Here is an 18,292-nt window from a genome sequence, read left to right on the forward strand (position 1 = left end):
GCCTGCCTCGCGCGCAGATCCAGCGGCCTCCCCGCAGTATCGAGGCCGGGAGCCGGATTGTCGCTCGCGCCTGCGATCAATTCGCAGAGTCCATCGGATGTCGTCGCCCAGACCTCGGTATCCGCCGGCCGCCAGATGACCACTGCGTCGTAATAGTGAGAGAGTTCGGCCAACATCGCATCGGGTCCGCGGAAAGTCAGAACGACTCTGCCCCGGTCGGGAAAGTCGTACTGTCTCGCTTCAGGCTCTACCACGATCGCGAATCGGTGACTGTCGGGCGAGGCCGCCACTACTAGCTGGAACTCCATTCACCGATCATTCAGTACTTCAAAAGATCTCGACCGAGCAGCATCCATCTCGCGCAAACTCCCGCAGCTACTACTTCAACCAACACGGCGAAGCAGCGCTGCTGCGCCCCACCCCGACGCGCAGCGCCCACCGCGAACAAACGCCTTTCCAATAGACGCCTACTCGTACAACTGAACAAACACCCCTGGACCTACGGTCACGATCGTGAACCAGATGTCCTGTCATGCCGCGTTCCGCGCTGACGGAACCCTGCCAGCGCGGGCCATCGGAAAATCAACTGGCCGTTGCGATTCGAGGCCGTGGAACGCACGCTACTGCCGAATTCAGTGCGATGTCAGCCTGATACGGCTGATCACCGGCCGAAGACTTGTCAGCGTACCGGCGGTTGGTAGATCGAGCGACACCACTGCTTTGCGCCTTTTACGTCACCGGACTCAGCGCTGAAACCGGCCAGCACGCCGCCCGAGTTCGCCCGCTTGGCCGACGACGAACGCGCGCTCAACGTGGCAGCGTCGCGAATACGGCATCAGTGAACTGTTCGGTTGCTCGCTTCAGTGCATCGACATCCGCGGTGCGAGTGATGTCCTGAATCCCGAGAACGAGATGGGCGGTTCCGTAGGACGTCGGCCAGACAATGATGCACGTACCGATGTAGTCGTAGCCGCTTCCCTTGGGACGCTGAAAATATCCTTCCGCGGGAACGATATTCCCGGCGGGCTTGACCGCGTACGGCGTCGTCTCGTACTTGGTCTGGTCGTCCTTGGTAAACGGGCTGACCGATACCGTCACGCGAGCCCAGGTGTAGGGCCGCTGCTGCCCGCCGTCCTGCATTTTCCATTGGCAGGCATGGTGGTTCGGCCAGTCCGTGCTCTTCCAGTCCTCGATGAAGCCGAACCCCTGTTGCTGCTCCACGGTCAGTGCGCACGGATCCGGTAATGCCACCGCAGGCGCGGCTGTGGTGGATCGGCCGGCCGATTCCTGGGTCGTCGTAGCCTGTGTGGTGGCGGGGCTGGTTGACCGGTGCGGTCGGAAGATCAGCGCGAGCGCGACGACGATAGCCAACGACACCACCACGGCGAGACCGGCGAGCGGCAGCGGCCGACCCGCGAACGTGAAGGAACTCTTCGATCCGGCCGAGGAATCCGGCGATCGACCCATCAGTTCCAGTGCCGCCGGCGGAATCAGCTCGTGCGGCAGCACGAGTACGGGTGCGCCGTTGCTACGCAGGAAGATCGCGCCCGCCAACGGGCGCACCTCGCGGATCTCGTGGAACGCAATCCTTCTCGTGCCACTCGCCAGCGACAGCTCGAGTGCGTCCGGCCACAAACGGGCGGACATCTGGGCGCCTGGATAGGCATAGGTTGTGATGTACGGATTTCGTCGAAGCAACTGCACGCCGGTGACGAGCAGGCCGATCACCACAGACACAACCAAGAGACCCACATAGACCTTGACCAGGTCGAAAACCGGATTGTTCGATGGTGCAGTGCCAGTGATCAGATTCCAGATATTGCGGGCCATGAGAATGAGCGGCACCGTCGCGATAAACCCCAACCCAGCCGGCGACCGCCAGCGCGCCAACGCCAACGCCCGGCTCAACCGCAGCGCGGTATCGGGCCCAGCGGTGACGCCGACATCGACGGGGAACACGACCGACCCCGGTAGATCGCCCTGCTGCGGCACCCACTGACTCGATTGATTCACGTACATCCCCCTGCGATCCTGAAAACTCTCCCCGCCCACCCTATTCGACGCCTTGTGGTGCCCCAGGCGCCACAGCAACAGCGCTTGTTAGCCCCCCCGCCGCACTCTCGGAAATCGTTGGCCACCAAGACACCGCAGTGCGACCGGAGGGTCGCCACGTCGTGCCGACTCTGGTCGGCTGAACGCACCATCATGCCGATGTGCGTGCTCGCAGATCGGAGGGCAACCGGCCTGAACCTCCCTCAACTGCCCCCGGCAGTCAGCTTTCACACCGTCGGGGGGCCAGAATGGAGGTCTAGGCCGGTCGGATTTGCCCAGGGTTGGTCGCGTGGTCGCTACGTGCTCGAGCCCTGATGCTCATGCGCTCGTCGATGCCGGGAGTCGGTAGGCGGAAAGGAAGACGTCGATCCCAGCCTCGGCGTAGTGGTCGAGTTCGGCGTCGCTGAACCGGGTGTCGTCGCCACAGAACATGACCTTGTTGACCGGCACCGACACGACCAGCCAGGTGAAGTGGTTAGCGGCCAGCTCGGGCTCGGTGACTCGCAGCAGGCCCCGTTCGGTCAGTTGGGCGAAGCAGGAGGCCAGCATGGCGTGGACGCGCTCGGGTCCCGCTTCGAAGTAGGCGCGGCCCAGCTGGGGGAAGCGTCCGGCCTCGGCGATGACCAGGCGCCGGATCCGTAGCTGCGCGGGCCGGGTCAGCAAGTGCACGAACCGGTGGGCGACCATGCGCAGGGTGTTCTCCACCTCGTCGGTCGAAGCCAGTTCGCCGATGGCTTCGCGGAAGATCTTGTCGATACCTTCGAGGCGGTCCATGACGATGTGTTCGAAAAGCTTGTCCTTGCTGCCGAAGCGTTTGTAGATCGTCTGTTTCGACGATCCGGCGACCGCGGCGATCTCGTCGACCTTGGCACCCAGGTAGCCCGCGCGCAGGAACACCTCCATCGCAGCTTCCATGATCCGCTGACGCGCTTGCTCTGCGGCGCTGTTCTCCACCCGTTCCGGTGTCGTCTCGGTCTGGGGCATCAGGCCTCCTGGATGTCGAATTCGTGGATCGGTTGACACCTTATCGAGTGTACCGTACCGTTCAGTTCACGCAAAACTGTACGGTACAGTACACATCATCTCCTACCTCGAAAGACGGAAAGGTGACTATCACCGCCCCGTCTCCGAACCGCGCCGCTGCCGGGCGACACACCCGCCGTCACCCCGTACTGATCATCGCCGCCACCCTCGGCGCCAACCTGTTCTGTCCTATCTCGTAATTCCCGTCCGACTCGGCCGGGAACACCCTTCACCACCTCTAGATGGAGAAATTCGATGCGCAAGATCATTTCCAGCCTGTTCGTCTCCGCCGACGGCGTCGCCGAAGCACCCGCCACCTGGCACTTCCCCTACTTCGACGACGAGATGGGCGCCGCGATCGGTGCCGGAATGGCCACCTCGGATGCCATGCTGCTGGGCCGCGTCCAATACGAGGAGTTCGCCGCGCACTGGCCCACCAGCGACGACGAGTTCGCCGGTTTCATGAACAACCAGAAGAAGTACGTCGTCACCACGACACTGACCGAAGCGACCTGGAACAACACCGAGATCGTCACCGGCGACATCGACGCCGAGCTGAGGGCGTTGAAGTCCTCCGAGGGCGGTGACATCGCCATCACCGGCAGCCTCACCCTGGTCCAGTCCCTGCTGCGCTCGGGCCTGCTCGATCAGTTGCAGTTGTTCGTCCACCCGGTTGTGCTGGGCAAGGGTGCTCGCTGGTTCGACAAGCTCGACGACCAGATCGAGCTGAAGCTGGCCTCTGCCGAGGCGTTCGGCACCGGAGTGATCAACCAGATCTACACACTGGCGAAATAGCGACTCAGCTCGACCGAACCCGCTCAGGTCGTCGAGAGGGGTGGTAACGAGGCAGAGCCTTCCACCACCCCGGGGTCGAGCATCATCGGCGAGAAATCCGGCGCTTTAGCGTGACTTTTCTCGCGGATGTCCTGGACCGCCATATCCGAGCGAAGACCGTATCCGGGATCGAGTTGCCGAGTGCGGCCGCTTGGGCGGGCAGCCTCACCGACGGCCTACAACTCCGTACCCGGAGGAAGCGGGGTTACTGCTGTGTGCGGTGCTCGTCCAGTCGTGCGGAGATGATCTCCTTCAGCTCGCGCATCGTTTTCGAGAAGGTGGCTTCGAGGTCCACCTCATATCGATGGGCCAAGATCAAAACCGACCAGAGACAGTCGGCGAGTTCATGCTCTAGTGCTTCACGGCCGCCGGGCATGGACCGGGTGCCCTTCGCGGCCATCACCAGCTTCGCAAGGTCACCTACGTCCCCTACGAAACCGAGCATGAAGTCTTGCCGAGTCCATGTGCGACCCCGCTCGACGAGGTTCAGGTCGTCATAGAGATCGTGCACCTCTATGGCTCGTGCCTGAAGATCGTGAATGTCCATGCGTCAGGTCTACCAAGATCTCTTGTGTGGCAGCGGATTTGTCGATCCGCTCACGCCGCTGGTCGAGTTTCCCTCATCGGCTGAGGGCGGCACTCTCAAAGACCAACGGGCTGAGGACCGCTCGTGCGCGGGCTGCGAACATTCCCAGGAAAAATGACCGGCATGGAGGCTGTGGAGATCGTCGTTGCCCATCACCAACGTGCGACCGTACGGGTTGGTGACACATTTCTGAAGATCGACAGTGACCAGGCGCGCATCGACGCCGAGTGTGCGGCGATGCTGGCCGCACCGATACCGACACCAGAGATCATGTGGCGCAAACCTTCCGTGCTTGCCCTGGCGGGCCTACCCGGAACCGCGCTCGGCCGGCTCGGCGAACCGTCGTCCGCATCACCGGCGGTGTGGGCCGCGGCCGGGTCGGCACTTCGAACACTGCACGACGCACCGCTGCCACCGCGGCTCGGTCGCACTCCAGAACAGCTCGCAACCGAACTCGATGCCGAATGTGCGTGGCTGATCGAGAACGGCGTCCTGCCCGCGGGGATCATCGCTTGTAACCGCCGGATCGCCGAGGTCGCGCTCCGGCCGTGGACACCGGCATTCACCCATGGTGACCTGCAGGTAGAGCATGTATTCGTTAACGGAGACACCATCGTCGGCGTGATCGATTGGTCCGAGGCGGCACAGGGGGACCCCATGTACGACCTCGCCACCTTGACACTCGGTCACCCCGAGCGCCTCGGGGATGTGGTGTCGGGCTACGGCGTCCGCGTGGATCTCGACGTGATCCGGGCGTGGTGGTCGGTACGAAGTCTGCGCGGCGTGCGCTGGCTGATCGATCATGGCTTCGACCCCACCGCGCCGGGGCGTGAAGTCGACGTACTCCGAGCTCGAGCGAGCCGGGATCAGCCGTGAAGGGCCGCATCCACTACTGCCGCTACCCGCGCGACCACGCAGGCTGCGGGGCACGGTAGACGCGTGTAACTGCCGGTCTGTGTCGGCTCGATCGGGTGGAGCGGTCGACCGGTCCAGGAAAGGCGTTGCTCGCCAGATGATTCGGCAGCTAGCATCCGCGTTGACCACGCCTAAGGCGCGCTGGCTACCGGATGAGCGCGTCCGCAGTTCGGAGAGGGTGGCTGCCCGTTCGAGTCGGGCCGAGGTCCGGAGGGGTCCGCGACTTCATGCGGACCCCTCGAGCCGTTCCCGGTGCAACGGATCTCGCAGGGCACTGAAATGCCGCGTGATGCGCGGTTCGAAACGACCACACGGCTGGACCGAAGGTCAACGCGTCGAGGCGATCTCGGCCGGGCCAAGCGCACTGAACTTTCGATGTGGGCGCACTGTGTCACGGCTATCCGCCGGTAGTCTGTTCTCGGAGTTCGGCTTGGGGGAACGCACGGGGAGGAACGCCGGCATGAGCGTCAATACCTACCCTGCGACCGCCGCACTGTCCGAGAGCATGTGGGTTCTAGAGGTGTACGGGCTGCCCGAGGGGGTGCGGAGCGTGACTCGGGGCCGCACTGTTCTGGAGGCGCGAGCGGTGGCCCGAGTGGATGTGGCGCGACTGCTCGAAGTCACCGCCGACGCCATAGATATCTCTATCTGGTGTGATTCCTGCCTGCTCGAACATGCTGCCGCAGCAGTCGAGGCATACAGCGATCCTGAAGGCATATTTTGCTCGTCCTGTTCAGGAGGACCACGTTGCGTGTGCTCGTTCTGCGAAGGATGAGAGTGCACTCCGCGATGCTGGATGATGCTCCGACAACGCACCGTGATGCCGCTGATCGCGCTGACCGCTCCGGCCACAGTGATTTCTGGAACATCAACGGGCTGTTGATATCCGATGATCTGCCCGCGACGCACCCCGCGCGAATATCCGACGTTGCCGCTGATCGCTTTCCCCGCTCGAGCATGCAGTCGGCGATCTATCCGGCTGGGCGGCGCTTCGCGGTTTTCCCGCTGGCGGCGAACCCCGAACTCTGCTCGATCCGGCTGGGGCCGCGACGATGTCGGCGCTTCATGCCTGCCTGTGACTTTGTGGGAGATCGCTGCTGGTGCCGTGGTGAGCGACTGGTTGGAAGGGTTCGGCGAGGATGGTTCCTTCAGTCGGCGGCGTTGCGGCTGAGGCGGACTTCCTCGGTGTCGAAGGCGGTTTGCAGTTGCAGTAGGACGGCGTCGTCGATGCGGTGCTCGTCGCGCAGACTCACCACGACGGCTCGCTTGCGGGCCAGGAGTGCCAAACGTAGTGCGCTGTACTGCTGTTCGTGTTGTGCGGCGGGCTCGTTCGCTTCGTCGCACTCCGCGGCCAGTGCCCGCAGGTGTTCCTCGTAGTCGTTGCGCAGTCGTTCGGCGACGTCGGGGTCGGTGCCGAGTTCGTCGGCGATGGCCGGGAGTTCGGCGAGCGCGAGTTCGGTGGCGCGGGTTTCGGCGAAACGGCGTTCCTGTTCGGGGAGGGTGTCGGCCGGGAGGCTGGCCCAGCGCACGACGACCGGCAGCAGTGCTCCCTGCACGACGAGGGTGAACGCGATGACTCCGGCTGCGACGAGGATGATGGCGTCGCGGTCGGGGAAGGGCTGACCCGAGGTGAGTGATTCGGGAATCGCGAGCGCCGCGGCGAGGGAGACCGCTCCCCGGAACCCCGCGATGCCGCTGACCACACGGGAGCGATTCGGGACTCGTCGCAGGCGTTGTTCGGGGCGGCGGTCCAGGAGCCGGATCGTGTACGCGGAGGCGAAAAGGAACCCCGCTCGCACCACGATCAGGACGATCGCCACCACGAGAACGAGAGCGACGGCGGTCACCACCCGCACGCTGGTCAGATTGCGCACGGCGGACTGCGCCTCCAGCCCGATGAGGACGAACAAGCTGCCGTTGAGGACGAATGTGGCCAGCGTCCACGAGGTTTCGGTCATGCGGCGCGCATCGGCGCGCCCGATTCGAGGGGCGATCTGGCTGATGATCAATCCCGCCACCACGACCGCCAGCACCCCCGAGGCGCCGATCTCCTCGGCGAGCCAGAACGCGGCGAACGGCGTCACGATGATGGCCACGTTGATCAGCACCGGATCGTGCAGGCGGCGGCGAACCAGGACCGCGAGCCACGCGATCACCGCTCCCGCCACCGCGCCCCCGGCGTAGGCGAGCAGGAACGACCACCCGATACGCGGGACGCTGAAACTCTCCTCGCCGAGGGTGATCGATACCGCGACGCCGTACACGACCAGGGCGGTGCCGTCGTTGATGAGACTTTCCGCGCGCAGCACGGTGATGTTTCGCCGCGGCAGCACCCGTCCCATCACGCTGACGGCGGTCGCGTCGGTGGGCGCGAGCGCGGCCCCGAGCACCCATGCCGGACCCCACGGCAGCCCGAACGCGTGGGCCACCGCGGCCACCGCCCCGGCGCTGGCGATCACCAGCACCGTGCTGGACAGGATGATGCCGCGCAGGTCGCGGCGTATCCCGCGCAGGGAGGTCGTGATCGCCTCCCAGTACAACAGCGCGGGAAGGAACAACAGCAGCATCGTCTCCGGCGGCAGATGCACCGCTCGCATCGACGGTATGAACCACAGCAGCGCGCCGGCCGCGAGCAGCAGAATAGGCGGCGCGATCCCCGTCCGGGCGCCGAGCCGGGAGCACACCAGTATCGCGATTCCCAGCAGCACAACCAGTTCCAGCGCGAGCACGGCCGATACCTCCTGATTCGAGGTGGAGCGATGGTGTGCCGGTGCGGTCATCGAAAAATGCGGCTGCCCGTTCGGTTGATGGCACTACCCCCTTTTACCGTCTCGACGCATTCACCCTGAAGATATCGACGATCCCGCGTACGAGTTCGCGAGTCCATGACCGCCAGTTGCGCGTGAATCGCCGTCCGAACAGCGTAAACACCTTTCTGTCGGTTGTTCGTAACGGCGCCGATAATCGAGTAGGTCGCTGATAGTCGGGTAGGCGCGGCATCCGCCGATCGGTGGAAATCTGGCGAGGCGAAAGTATTCGATGCCGCGGGTCACCGGTTCAGGCCGGAATCGGATTTTGCTCGGAGCCAGTACAGGATTGCCGTCAGATAGTGTTTCGCTTCGCAGCGGACCGGACAGTGCTCGTGGGCTCGCATGAGTTCTTCCGCGACATCGAGTCGCAGGACCGGTTCGCTCGGCATCGGATGCTCTCCGGGTTCATGCTTCATCGTGTGCACCCGCTTTCGAGCGCGGATGTCCGATACGAGGCGGGTGCGAGGAGACACGTCGTCGGGGGAGAGGCGAACATTGTGCGGTCACCTTCCTTTCAGGATGGTCGGCATGAGTCGAAACCTCCAGTGGCCGTTGGTGTCCGGAGCAGAGTGCGTGCTCCGGTTGCCGGAAAGAGCGGGCCACGAGTGGTAATCACAAGTAGACTCTTTCGCAGTCGATTCGAATTCTTCAAAGGTCTTTTCGTGCTCCAGAATTGCGCCGATTCCCGCGTGGCGACCTTCGCCGGAGATGTCCCCACGGCGAGGCATTCCATATTTCGATGCATCCGATAGTGAGGCTAACGAGATGTTGACCGGATCCACTCTCGCGCGACGGGCCCTGGGCCGGGAGTTGAAGAAGCTGCGAGAAGCCCGAGACATGAACCAGACTCAGGGTGGGCGCGTCATCGGCGTCTCCCCGCAGACCATCGGCCGCCTGGAGGACGGGCTACCCACGAAGGTGTCGGACTTGTACATGAATGCCCTGTGCGATGCCTACGCGGCGACGCAGGAGCGTAGGAGGGCGATTCTCGAACTGGCGCTGGAGGTTCGGGCGACACGCAAGTCCGGTGGGGGATGGTGGCGTGCGTACGCGGATGAGTTGAACGCTGGTTTCGATCACTACATGGGCCTGGAGGAATCCGCGCGAAGGTTGGCATTCTGGCGCAGCAATCTTGTGCCCGGAATACTCCAGACCGCCGAATACCGTCGTGCCATCGCATGGACGGAAGCCCCCGCGATGCCGCCCGAGCAGGTTAACAAGCGTGTGGAGATGGCAATGCGCCGTCAAATACGGTTGCAGGAACCAGAGTTTCAGGTCGATGTCCTGATGTCCGAGTGCGCGCTGCGCGATCAGGTCGGCGGGCGCGGGGTCATGGCCGGTCAACTCCTGCGGCTGATCGACGCGGCCGAGCTGCCCAACGTGTCGATCCGCGTGGTCCCGTTCGACGTATCCGGAAGTCTCGGTTCGCTACTGGGTTCGTTTGTCCTGCTGGAGTTTCCGAAGATGTCGGCGACCGGGTTGATCGAGCCGCCGGTGATCTACGTGGAGGGATATGCCGGTGATCTCTACTTGGAGCGAGAGCTCGAGGTCAGGCGCTATCGTGATGCTTTCGCCGAGATAGGCCGAGTAGCGTTGGACCAGGACGCGACCAGGCAGCTGATGCTGTCGATAGCCAAGGAGTACGGCCAGTGAAACCCAGCGTGTCGGAAGCCGAGTGGTTCAAGTCGAGCCGAAGCGCGAGTTCCGGCGGGGAATGCGTCGAGGCCGCCCACCTCGCCGAAGGCGCTGTCGGCGTACGAGATTCGACGCAGGGATCCACCGGTCCGGTGCTGGTCTTCGCGCCCGCCGCGTGGGACCTGTTCACCGACGCGCTGAAGGCGGGCACGTTCGATCGGCCGCTCAGGTAGTGGCGACGATCAGCGTCAACCGGCTGTCGTAGCGTCGGTAGAGCAGTCGGCCGCGACCGTCGGCGGGATCGGTGTAGAACAGGAACGGGAGCCCGCGTTCGCACAGCAGTGCCGTGGCGTCGGCCTCGGCGAGGGTGCGGGTGCGGCGCGGGTCGATCGTCAACGGCGGGCCGTCGGAGACCGGTGGCGCGTAGGTGCCGTACTGTCGTGCCAGTCGCACCCCGGCGAGTCCGGCGCGGTAGACGATCGAGTCCTCGCCGGAGCCCGAGTCGGTGAACACGTAAGCGTCGTAATCCATTCGATCCATCAGCGTCACCGCTGATCTCGGATCGCAGACCTGCCAGCGGCATTGCTTGCGCCGGGTGATCGGCACGGTCTCGCTCGATCCGGCGAGCGCGGGGCGACCGGCTTCGAACCACCAGCGCGGCCCCGCCCCGGTCGCGATCCGGTAGACCTGGCGATCGAGCCGCCCGGCCGCGAGCGGCACCACCGAGTTCGCGGGACCGGCGCACTGCATTCGCACGTCGCTGTCGGCGAGCCGCAGATTGACCTGGATCACCAAGGGCCCCACAGGGCCTCGCACGCGGGTCAGCCGGGCGGTGGCCGCCTGCTCGATTCCCCGCCGGTCGAGTACGGCGGCGAGCGCGCGGGTGGCGCGCTCGGCCTCGAGGTCGGGAACCTCACCGCGCGTGGCGAGTTGGATCATCGGCGCTCGCCGGGTCGCCGGTACTGCGTAAGTTATCAATCGGACACCTCGCAAACTCGAGATCAGCGGGTCACATCGTCGATTCACTACATCACGGCTATGTTCGAGCAAAAAAGAGGAATAAGTCCCTTGAAACTACGATGAGCCTGATGGGCGCGCTCCCGCGGGCGGCGGGTACCGCCCGGGGAGCGTCGTCGTCAGGGGCGCGGGTTGTCCTTCAGGAACTTCCACATCCGGTTCAGCACCTCGGTGTGGCGTGCGCCGGTCGGCCAGTCGTGGCTGCCGTTGTTGTAGACCCGCCACAGCACATGCGTGCCCGCGTCACAGGTCCACTGCTTGGAGTCCTTGATGCCGTTGGCGCCGCCATCGGACTGCTCGTTGCCGCAGGGCCGGTTCTCCCAACTCCAGTACGTGACGGTGCTGTAGGCCACCGGCTCGATCACCGTCGTGTCGCCGGCGGAGGCGAACACCGCCCACGACAGTGCGCGCGACGGGTCACAGCCGACGGGCGGCGGAGCCGGTGCGTAGACCGCGCCCGAAGCGAACAGCCCCGCGTTGGTGCAGGCCACTCGCGAGGCCATCTGACCGCCGTTGGAATGTCCCGACAGGTGAATCCGCTTGGCGTCCACGCAGTATTTCGCGCGCACGTTCGCCACCACCTTGGTGATATGGGTGATGTCGGCCGACCCGGCATCGGCGTTCCAGCCCCACCCGGAGCCCTCGGACTTGCTGCCGCGCGGGTACACCACGATCGCCTTGTTCTGATCGCCGAGCGCGTCCCATCCCGAATCGCCCTCGACCCCTTCGGGCGTGCCGTACCCGCCGTGCACGACCACCACCAAAGGCGCTCCGCTGGAGGGTATTCCGGCCGGAACCCGAATCAGGTAGTACCGGCCGTCGTAATTCACCTTGGTGGTACCGCCGGTCGAGGTCGTGGAACACGCCGCCGCCAGTCCCTCGGGCTGATCGAACGAGTCCTCATCGGCCATCGCCGGCCCACCGGCGGTCACCATCGACAACACAGCCGCGACTAACACGGCGAACATCACGAACACGCGTCTGACTAGGAAGGATGCCACGGAAACTCCTTGCGTACGAACAAGATTGCGTGCCGCACACTACGAGCCCCGGTGGGCCTCCGACGTCGGTTCCTGTGAGTCAACCCCCCGAACCGGCAGTAACTTGTCAGCCCATCGCCGGCGATGACACCGCAGTCGTCCTCACCGCTGAACTACGCGGTGGTCGCCGTGTCCCACGCCGGCAGCCGGTCAGCTCAGTGTGTTCAGCGCCGCCGCGTCGTACGGCTTCAGCTCGTCCATCCGACCGGCCAGCACCTTGGCCGCCCACTCCGGATCCTGCAGCAGCGCACGACCCACGGCGACCAGATCGAACTCGTCGCGCTCCATGCGGTCGACGAGGTTGTCGAGGTTGCCGAGTTCGGCGCCGACGCCGGTGAACGCACGCAGGAAATCGCCATCGAGGCCGACCGAGCCGACCGTGATGGTGGGCAGGCCGGTCAGTTTCTTGGTCCAGCCCGCCAGATTCAGATCCGAGTCCTCGAACTCCGGCAGCCAGTAGCGGCGAGTGGACGCGTGGAAGGCGTCCACGCCGGCCGCGGCGAGCGGGGCGAGGATCGCCTCGAGTTCCTGCGGGGTTTCGGCGAGGCGCGCGTTGTAGGCCTCCTGCTTCCACTGCGAATAGCGGAAGATCACCGGGAACTCGGGGGAGACGACCGCGCGGACCGCCGCCACGATCTCGGCCGCGAACGTGGTGCGCGCCACGGCATCTCCGCCGTAGGAGTCGGTGCGGCGGTTGGTGTGCGACCACAGGAACTGGTCGAGGAGATAGCCGTGCGCGCCGTGCAGTTCGACGCCGTCGAAGCCGATGCGCTCGGCGTCGGCGGCGGCCTGCGCGAACGCGCCGATGACATCGTCCAGATCGGTGCGGGTCATCGCGCGGCCGGTGGGCTCGGTGCCGTCGACGCGAATTCCGGAGGGGCCCACCGCGGGAGCGTCGACGAAGGGGCCGTCGCCGTCGTTGCGCACCATGCCGATGTGCCACAGCTGCGGCACGATCTTGCCGCCCGCCGCGTGCACGTCCTGCACGACCTTCGCCCATCCGGCCAGCTGGTCCTCGCCGTGGAACCGCGGCACCCGATCGGACTGCCCGGCCGAGTCATGGCCGACGTACGTGCCCTCGGTGACGATCAGGCCGACGCCGGCCGCTGCGCGGCGGGCGTAGTACGAGCGCACATCCTCACCGGGAACGCCACCGGGGGAGAACATTCGGGTCATCGGCGCCATCACGATGCGGTTCGGCACGGTGAGGCCGTTCAGTGTGACGGGCCGTGACAAAACCTGGGCCGTGCGGGCGTAGTCGGACGCGGTGACGATCACAGGAGGCTCCTCGTAGTTACTTATCAACCTAGATGGTTGAGAACTTCAAGCAATGCGGCCTACGCTAGACATGAATATTTGAGATAGTCAAGTTTCTGCGGATAGGGTGGTTCGTATGGCAGAAGCTCCCCAGGTCGACAACGCCCAGCTCATGGAGCTGCTCTCGGTGGCACTCGGGGTGTACTACGGGGAGTTCACGCTCGCGGCGGCGAGTGAGAACCTCACCGCCAGCCAAGGCAAAGCGCTGACGGTCCTGCGCCGAGGTCCCATCGCCATGCGCGCGCTGGCCGACACCATGGCCTGCGACGCCTCCAACGTCACCGGAATCATCGACCGCCTGGAGAAGCGCGGACTGGTCCGCCGCGAAGTCAGCGCATCGGACCGCCGCGTGACCAACCTCGTCATCACGACGCAGGGCGAAAAGATCACCGACGCCATCCGCGCGAAGATGCACACCACTCGTGAGGGCTTGGACCGACTCGGCGCCGAGGATCGAAACCACCTGTCCGCCTTGCTGGAACGGGTATTCGGGCAACCGTCGTAAGCGGCCGCGGCCGCACCGACATCCGCGAACTCGGCGACCGCCCGGGGCGTGTGGCGACAATCGGACTCGGCACCCGGCAGTGAGGTCCGGCCGCGACCTCCGAACTGTCGATGCCGTGCGAAGCAGGTCGGCCTGTTCCGATAGCTGGCGATTGCGGGTCGCCTCGGCCCCGCCGACAGCCTCGAGGGCGTCGTTCGGCCTGGTCCCGGGTGGGCGGCGAGATGTCTATCTAGATCGAGATTTGCTCATTCGGCTGCCTCGGGAGAAGGCGAAATGAGAGCATTTTTGTAGTCGGCCAGCTGGCCCTCCGTCGATAGCCCGGAGAATACTCATGACTGTTCCCGAACCTCCCCGACCGCAACGCGGCGCCACCGCCGACGAGCGCGAACCGGACGTCAGTGCCGCCCAGCAGGCGGTGGCGGACCAGCCCAGCTGGGCCCGCCGGGCCGCAGCCGCGGCCAATCCGAAATTCCTGCTCTCCCAAGCCGAGGGATACCCGGCCGGGATCAAGCAGTTCCTGCAGTTCTGCCTGATCCTGATCTATCCGGCCTGGCTCGTGCTGCTCGTGCTGTTCTGGCCGGTGTGGTTGATCGGCAAGCTCTTCGAAGGCATTCTCTATGTGCTGTTCTGGCCGGTGCGCGCGATGCACAAGAAGAACAATCCCGAGGAGTACGCCGCCTTCCAAGCCGAGCTGAAGGCCCGCAAGGCCGCCGGGAAGCAGGGGTGATGGGTCTGTTCAGCCGTAAGAAGGGCGCGAGTGTCACCCTCAGCCCGGACGGCCCGTATCACCCCACGGACACGATCACCGCGACAGTGACCGTGGACGAACCGCTGGACAAGGTGTCGGCGGCATCGGTCGAACTCGGCTACGTCAACGGATTCCGGTATCGCTGGGCCGGTCGGGCCGATGCCGCGCTCAATCACGACAACAGCTCGCTGCTCACGATCGGCCAGGTCGGCACCGACTACGGCTCGGAAAAAGACACCGACGAGTGGGTGCACGTTCTGGCCGAGCCACTGCCCCTGATCGAGGGCACCCTGAATGCCGGGCAGCACCGGGTTCAGGTCCGGCTGCCGTCGTGGTCTCCTGGTTCCTCGAAGGACGTGGTCCGCTGGCAACTGCGGCTGGACGTCGAGCGCTCCGGCAAGAACGTCCGAATCGAGACGCCGGTGACGGTTCTGATCGGCCCTCCGGACCCGCTCCCGGCCTCGGCGGATCTGCCGTTGATCCAGAAGACCCGTGCGCTGAACAGCACGCTCGACTTCGAAATCACCACGGAGAAGGGCGCTTACAAAGCCGGTGAGGAGGTGCGCGGTGTGATCGCCGTCGTCTCCCCGGAGACCCCGGGGCGCACCGCTCTGGTCGCGGGCTGGTTCCAGCGGGTCCAGGAGTCGCACCCGGTCTCGAAGACGATCGGCAGTCCGACCGAGGCGTTCATCCGCCCGATGACCACCTTCGCCAAAGGCGTGCAGTTCATCGCGGGGCAGCGGATGGAGTTTCCGTTTGCCCTGACCCTACCCACCGATCTCGACCCGACCACCGAGGCGGTGCACTCCTCGATCAACTGGTTCGTTCAGATCAAGGTCGAGTTCTCGGGGGCGACCGGAGGGATCGAGCGGGCCGAGAAGGGGATTGTGGTGTACACGGGGTGATTTCGCGGCCGGGCAGGTCCGGCCGCACACCTCGATCCCGCGTGCGGGACGGTCGGCTGCCGTAATCGGCACGGCGGCAGTCTTATTCGTAGGTGTTGGAGGGTGCCGAGCGGGTGGGCATGGCGAGGACTCCGATACCGGCGCCGGGGGAGACTCGGGCGATTCGCTACTGCGTGGCGTCGCGGCTGGTGAAATCGAACGATCCACCGTCGATGCCCCAGGAAATGATCCGCTCGGGGCGAATTCGAATGACCGCACGTTCCTGCGGCGGGAACGGCGGCTCCTCGTCCTCGAGCGCCTCTGCCGTCCCCCTGACCTCGACACCGCGAATCACGTACGGATCCAGTGAAACCTGCTGATCGACAACGAAAGACACCCGGCTGCCCGCCTCGACATTGCGGAATTTGCGGCTGCCGCGCATCCGCATACCCCCGATGTCGACCGTGCCGTCGGCGTTCACCCGATAGCTGGTCGGGTTGTTCTGGACGACGCCGCCAGGTGACACCGTGGCCAGGCGGCCGATCCCGGCCTCGGCGAGAAACGTCTGTTCGTTGCTGGTGAAGGTCATGACAGCTCCCATATCCGATGTCTAGCGTCGCTAGATGATGGAGCAAAGATAGCAGGAGCGCGCTATTCTGTCTAGCCTTGCTAGATTTTGCTGCGCCGTGATCGGACCGCGCTCGAATCGGCAAGCCGCATGCCGATTGACCGAACGGGCGCTGCCATCCCTCCATTCGCCCGTCCGCAAGGCCACTCCCATTCGCGTGCATCGACGTGGTGGACCTGGTGCTCACCTGTCGAGTTATGACGGTGCCCGCCGAGCTCCGGGTGTGGTCGATCTCCGCCGTGGAGTCGAGCCCTCGGGGCCGGTCCCTGTCGTACCGTCCGAATCCATTGCGGCCGAGAGGATTCGCGGCTGTACCCGGCGAAATCGACAGGCCTTCGTTCAGAGGTCGATGACGACCTTGCCCTGCACGTGTCGGCCCGCTTGCAGCTCGGCCGCGTCACGGATCTTCTCGATCGGGAAGCGTGCTCCGATCGGCACCCGGAGTCGGCCTGCCGCAACCAGGCGAGCCAACTCGTCCACGGCGCCGGGGGCGGCATTCGCGCCGCTGGCCGACGGTACGCCGTCGACCTGTGTGGCGATGGTGCAGATGCGGGCGTCCGGGACGCCGAGTTCCCTTGCGACGTGCACTGTTTCGGTGCCGTGCAGGTCGATGGCGGCGGTGACGCCGCCGGGCGCGAGGGCTCGGACGCGGTCGGCCAGGCCGTCGCCATAGGCGACCGGCTCGGCCCCGAGTTCACGCAGGGAATCGGCCGAGGTTGCCGATCCCGTCCCGATCACGCGCGCTCCCGTGATCCGGGCGAGCTGAACGGCGAAAACCCCGACTCCGCCTCCCGCGCCGCCGATCAGCACCGTGTCGTCCGGGCCGGGGGAGACCACCGCGACTGCGGCGGATGCCGTGCGGCCTGCGATCAAAAGGGTTGCAGCCGTGGGGTCGTCGACCCCGTCGGGGGTGTGATACGCCTCATTCGCAGCCGTCTCACCGGCCGCGTCCACCACCACGAAGTCCGCGACCGCGCGAGAGAGGGCGCCCCCGAACACTCGGTCGCCGATCGCGAAACCGGTCACGCCGTCGCCGATCTGGTCGACCACTCCCGCGTAGTCGGTCCCGAACCCGGTGGGCAGGCTCAATCCGAACCGAGCGGCGGACTCCGCGTCGGCGGTCATGATCCAGTCCATCGGGTTCAGCCCGGCGGCGGCGACCCACCCTGCTCGCGATGATCGAGGCCGGCGAAATCGCCCACGCACAAACCCGAACCGAACTACTGGCGGCGATCACGTTGATTCTCGATGCCGGCCGCAACGCCGGCGACCTCCGATCCGACGTCACCGCCGAAGACATAGCCGACTTGCTCCTCGGCATCCTCTCCGTCGCCCCCCGTCCCGCGCACGAAGCCAAAGCCGGTCGCCTGCTCGACCTTCTGATGGACAGCCTCCGTCCCGCCGCCCGGCCTGTCCGAGAGTGAGGAGGCTCCCTCGCGTTGTTGCTTCCCGCGCCTCGATCTCAGGGGGAGGCCACCGCCCGGCCACTCCGCGCATGCATTACCTCGCGGGTAATCGACGATGCGTACCGTGGCGAACAGGATGGTGGGCATGAACGATATCGGAACGAGCGCCACCCGCACGGTCGTCGAGGAGTTGTTGCGGTGCATCGGTGCGGGCGATCCGGAGGCAACGGCCGCTCCCGCTCGAGCTACCGCCAATGACGGTCGCCGAGCAGCGCTGCTTCCGAACCTCCGTCGGCGAAGCCGACCTGACCTGTGACGAAACGGTTGGATCGGTGCCGGTCGAAGTGTGTGGCCAGGAATGTGAATCCGGCTCTGGCGAATTGTGTTGCGGCGGTGAGGTGTTCGCCGAAACGGATCTGATGGTGGTGCACATCGGCGCCGAGTCGCCGCCACCGGTCCGTCAGTACCCGGCTGTGGCGATAGAGCATGACCTGGTCCTGACGTCCGTGTCCGATGAGCACGGGCGCGGCCGGCGCGATCTCACCGAGATTGTTCTCCTGGAGCCTGGCAACCCAATCCGGCTGGAGCAGTACGTCTTCGCGGAGATAGCGGTGCCGGTTCTTCGGTAGCAGGACTCCGCCGGCGATGGCCGCGGTGATGTGGCTGCGCCGGTACAGCGCGGCGATCCGGCGGCCGAACGGACTGAGGTACCGGTCGAGTTGCAGTTCCGGATAGGCGCTGTCGAAACCGGGCGAGGGCGGCGGCCAGGAACAACGCCTCGTATTCCACGCCCCAACTGAGCTGCCGGGAGAGCGCGGCCACATTGGGCGCCAATCCCTGTGTGCCAGGCGCGAATCCGAGCAGCGGGGTGACCTCGCCGACGGCTCCGGGT

At 65.4% G+C, this 18,292-nt stretch carries 17 protein-coding genes and 2 pseudogenes; 9 read left to right on the forward strand and 10 right to left on the reverse strand.

Going from position 1 to position 18,292, the window contains the following annotated elements; genetic code table 11:
* Positions 1-807 precede the first annotated feature (807 nt).
* Both NJ1_RS06880 and NJ1_RS06885 read right to left on the reverse strand, forming a co-directional pair.
* Positions 808-2,019 carry a hypothetical protein gene (locus tag NJ1_RS06880; protein WP_067689026.1) on the reverse strand — a complete coding sequence of 404 codons (1,212 nt, stop codon included), beginning with the start codon at positions 2,017-2,019 and terminating at the stop codon, positions 808-810.
* Between the two features lie 351 nt (positions 2,020-2,370).
* A complete protein-coding gene (locus tag NJ1_RS06885) occupies positions 2,371-3,036 on the reverse strand; it encodes a TetR/AcrR family transcriptional regulator (protein ID WP_084477823.1) in 666 nt (221 codons plus the stop codon).
* 294 nt (positions 3,037-3,330) lie between these two features.
* On the opposite strand from NJ1_RS06885, the gene NJ1_RS06890 reads away from it, so the two are divergent.
* Positions 3,331-3,870 (forward strand): dihydrofolate reductase family protein, encoded by a 540-nt coding sequence (locus NJ1_RS06890; protein WP_067689028.1) that lies wholly within the window; start codon positions 3,331-3,333, stop codon positions 3,868-3,870.
* 244 nt (positions 3,871-4,114) lie between these two features.
* Here NJ1_RS06890 and NJ1_RS06895 read toward each other — a convergent pair whose 3' ends face one another.
* Complete coding sequence (locus NJ1_RS06895) at positions 4,115-4,456, reverse strand: MazG nucleotide pyrophosphohydrolase domain-containing protein (protein WP_067689030.1); 342 nt, start codon at positions 4,454-4,456, stop codon at positions 4,115-4,117.
* A 153-nt stretch (positions 4,457-4,609) separates the two neighbouring features.
* On the opposite strand from NJ1_RS06895, the gene NJ1_RS06900 reads away from it, so the two are divergent.
* Together NJ1_RS06900 and NJ1_RS38815 are read left to right on the forward strand one after the other, a co-directional pair.
* Entirely contained in the window at positions 4,610-5,371 is a 762-nt protein-coding gene (locus NJ1_RS06900; RefSeq protein ID WP_245717252.1) for a phosphotransferase, read from the forward strand.
* 499 nt (positions 5,372-5,870) lie between these two features.
* Entirely contained in the window at positions 5,871-6,185 is a 315-nt protein-coding gene (locus NJ1_RS38815; protein ID WP_157573809.1) for a hypothetical protein, read from the forward strand.
* Positions 6,186-6,558: 373 nt separating this feature from the next.
* On the opposite strand, the gene NJ1_RS06905 is transcribed toward NJ1_RS38815, so the two are convergent.
* A complete protein-coding gene (locus NJ1_RS06905) occupies positions 6,559-8,190 on the reverse strand; it encodes a Na+/H+ antiporter (protein ID WP_218025140.1) in 1,632 nt (543 codons plus the stop codon).
* A 795-nt stretch (positions 8,191-8,985) separates the two neighbouring features.
* On the opposite strand from NJ1_RS06905, the gene NJ1_RS06910 reads away from it, so the two are divergent.
* On the forward strand, positions 8,986-9,873 hold the full coding sequence (locus tag NJ1_RS06910; protein ID WP_067689032.1) for a helix-turn-helix domain-containing protein: 888 nt from the start codon (positions 8,986-8,988) through the stop codon (positions 9,871-9,873).
* Entirely contained in the window at positions 9,870-10,088 is a 219-nt protein-coding gene (locus tag NJ1_RS06915; protein WP_067689035.1) for a DUF397 domain-containing protein, read from the forward strand. The genes NJ1_RS06910 and NJ1_RS06915 overlap by 4 nt, the downstream gene beginning before the upstream one ends.
* On the opposite strand, the gene NJ1_RS06920 is transcribed toward NJ1_RS06915, so the two are convergent.
* From NJ1_RS06920 to NJ1_RS06930, 3 genes are all read right to left on the reverse strand, one after another.
* Positions 10,081-10,794, reverse strand: coding sequence for a sigma 54 modulation/S30EA ribosomal C-terminal domain-containing protein (locus tag NJ1_RS06920; protein WP_067689037.1), 714 nt, complete (start codon positions 10,792-10,794; stop codon positions 10,081-10,083). The two genes, NJ1_RS06915 and NJ1_RS06920, sit on opposite strands and share 8 nt — an antisense overlap.
* Before the next feature lie 197 nt (positions 10,795-10,991).
* The gene (locus tag NJ1_RS06925; protein ID WP_157573810.1) at positions 10,992-11,873 is read right to left on the reverse strand and encodes a CE1 family esterase; all 882 of its coding nucleotides are present in this window, start codon (positions 11,871-11,873) and stop codon (positions 10,992-10,994) included.
* Between the two features lie 189 nt (positions 11,874-12,062).
* Entirely contained in the window at positions 12,063-13,190 is a 1,128-nt protein-coding gene (locus NJ1_RS06930) for an NADH:flavin oxidoreductase (protein WP_067689040.1), read from the reverse strand.
* Between the two features lie 115 nt (positions 13,191-13,305).
* On the opposite strand from NJ1_RS06930, the gene NJ1_RS06935 reads away from it, so the two are divergent.
* From NJ1_RS06935 to NJ1_RS06945, 3 genes are all read left to right on the forward strand, one after another.
* Complete coding sequence (locus tag NJ1_RS06935) at positions 13,306-13,734, forward strand: MarR family winged helix-turn-helix transcriptional regulator (protein WP_067689043.1); 429 nt, start codon at positions 13,306-13,308, stop codon at positions 13,732-13,734.
* A gap of 331 nt (positions 13,735-14,065) precedes the next feature.
* Complete coding sequence (locus NJ1_RS06940; protein ID WP_067689046.1) at positions 14,066-14,461, forward strand: hypothetical protein; 396 nt, start codon at positions 14,066-14,068, stop codon at positions 14,459-14,461.
* Entirely contained in the window at positions 14,461-15,387 is a 927-nt protein-coding gene (locus tag NJ1_RS06945; protein WP_067689049.1) for a vacuolar protein sorting-associated family 26 protein, read from the forward strand. Before NJ1_RS06940 ends, NJ1_RS06945 begins: the two co-directional genes overlap by 1 nt.
* 166 nt (positions 15,388-15,553) lie before the next feature.
* On the opposite strand, the gene NJ1_RS06950 is transcribed toward NJ1_RS06945, so the two are convergent.
* Positions 15,554-15,955, reverse strand: a complete 402-nt coding sequence (locus NJ1_RS06950) for a PPOX class F420-dependent oxidoreductase (RefSeq protein ID WP_067689051.1) — start codon at positions 15,953-15,955, stop codon at positions 15,554-15,556.
* A gap of 378 nt (positions 15,956-16,333) precedes the next feature.
* Positions 16,334-17,155, reverse strand: a pseudogene (locus NJ1_RS06955) (NADP-dependent oxidoreductase); the annotation flags it as partial.
* 2 nt (positions 17,156-17,157) lie between these two features.
* Here NJ1_RS06955 and NJ1_RS06960 point away from each other — a divergent pair.
* Positions 17,158-17,418: pseudogene (locus NJ1_RS06960) on the forward strand (SbtR family transcriptional regulator); the annotation flags it as partial.
* Between the two features lie 227 nt (positions 17,419-17,645).
* Here the strand turns inward: NJ1_RS06960 and NJ1_RS40380 are convergent.
* Positions 17,646-18,224, reverse strand: coding sequence for a lipase family protein (locus NJ1_RS40380; protein WP_067689056.1), 579 nt, complete (start codon positions 18,222-18,224; stop codon positions 17,646-17,648).
* Between the last annotated feature and the right edge of the window lie 68 nt (positions 18,225-18,292).

It is taken from the genome of Nocardia jejuensis NBRC 103114, from assembly GCF_001613145.1.
In the GTDB taxonomy this organism is placed as follows: Bacteria; Actinomycetota; Actinomycetes; order Mycobacteriales; family Mycobacteriaceae; genus Nocardia; species Nocardia jejuensis.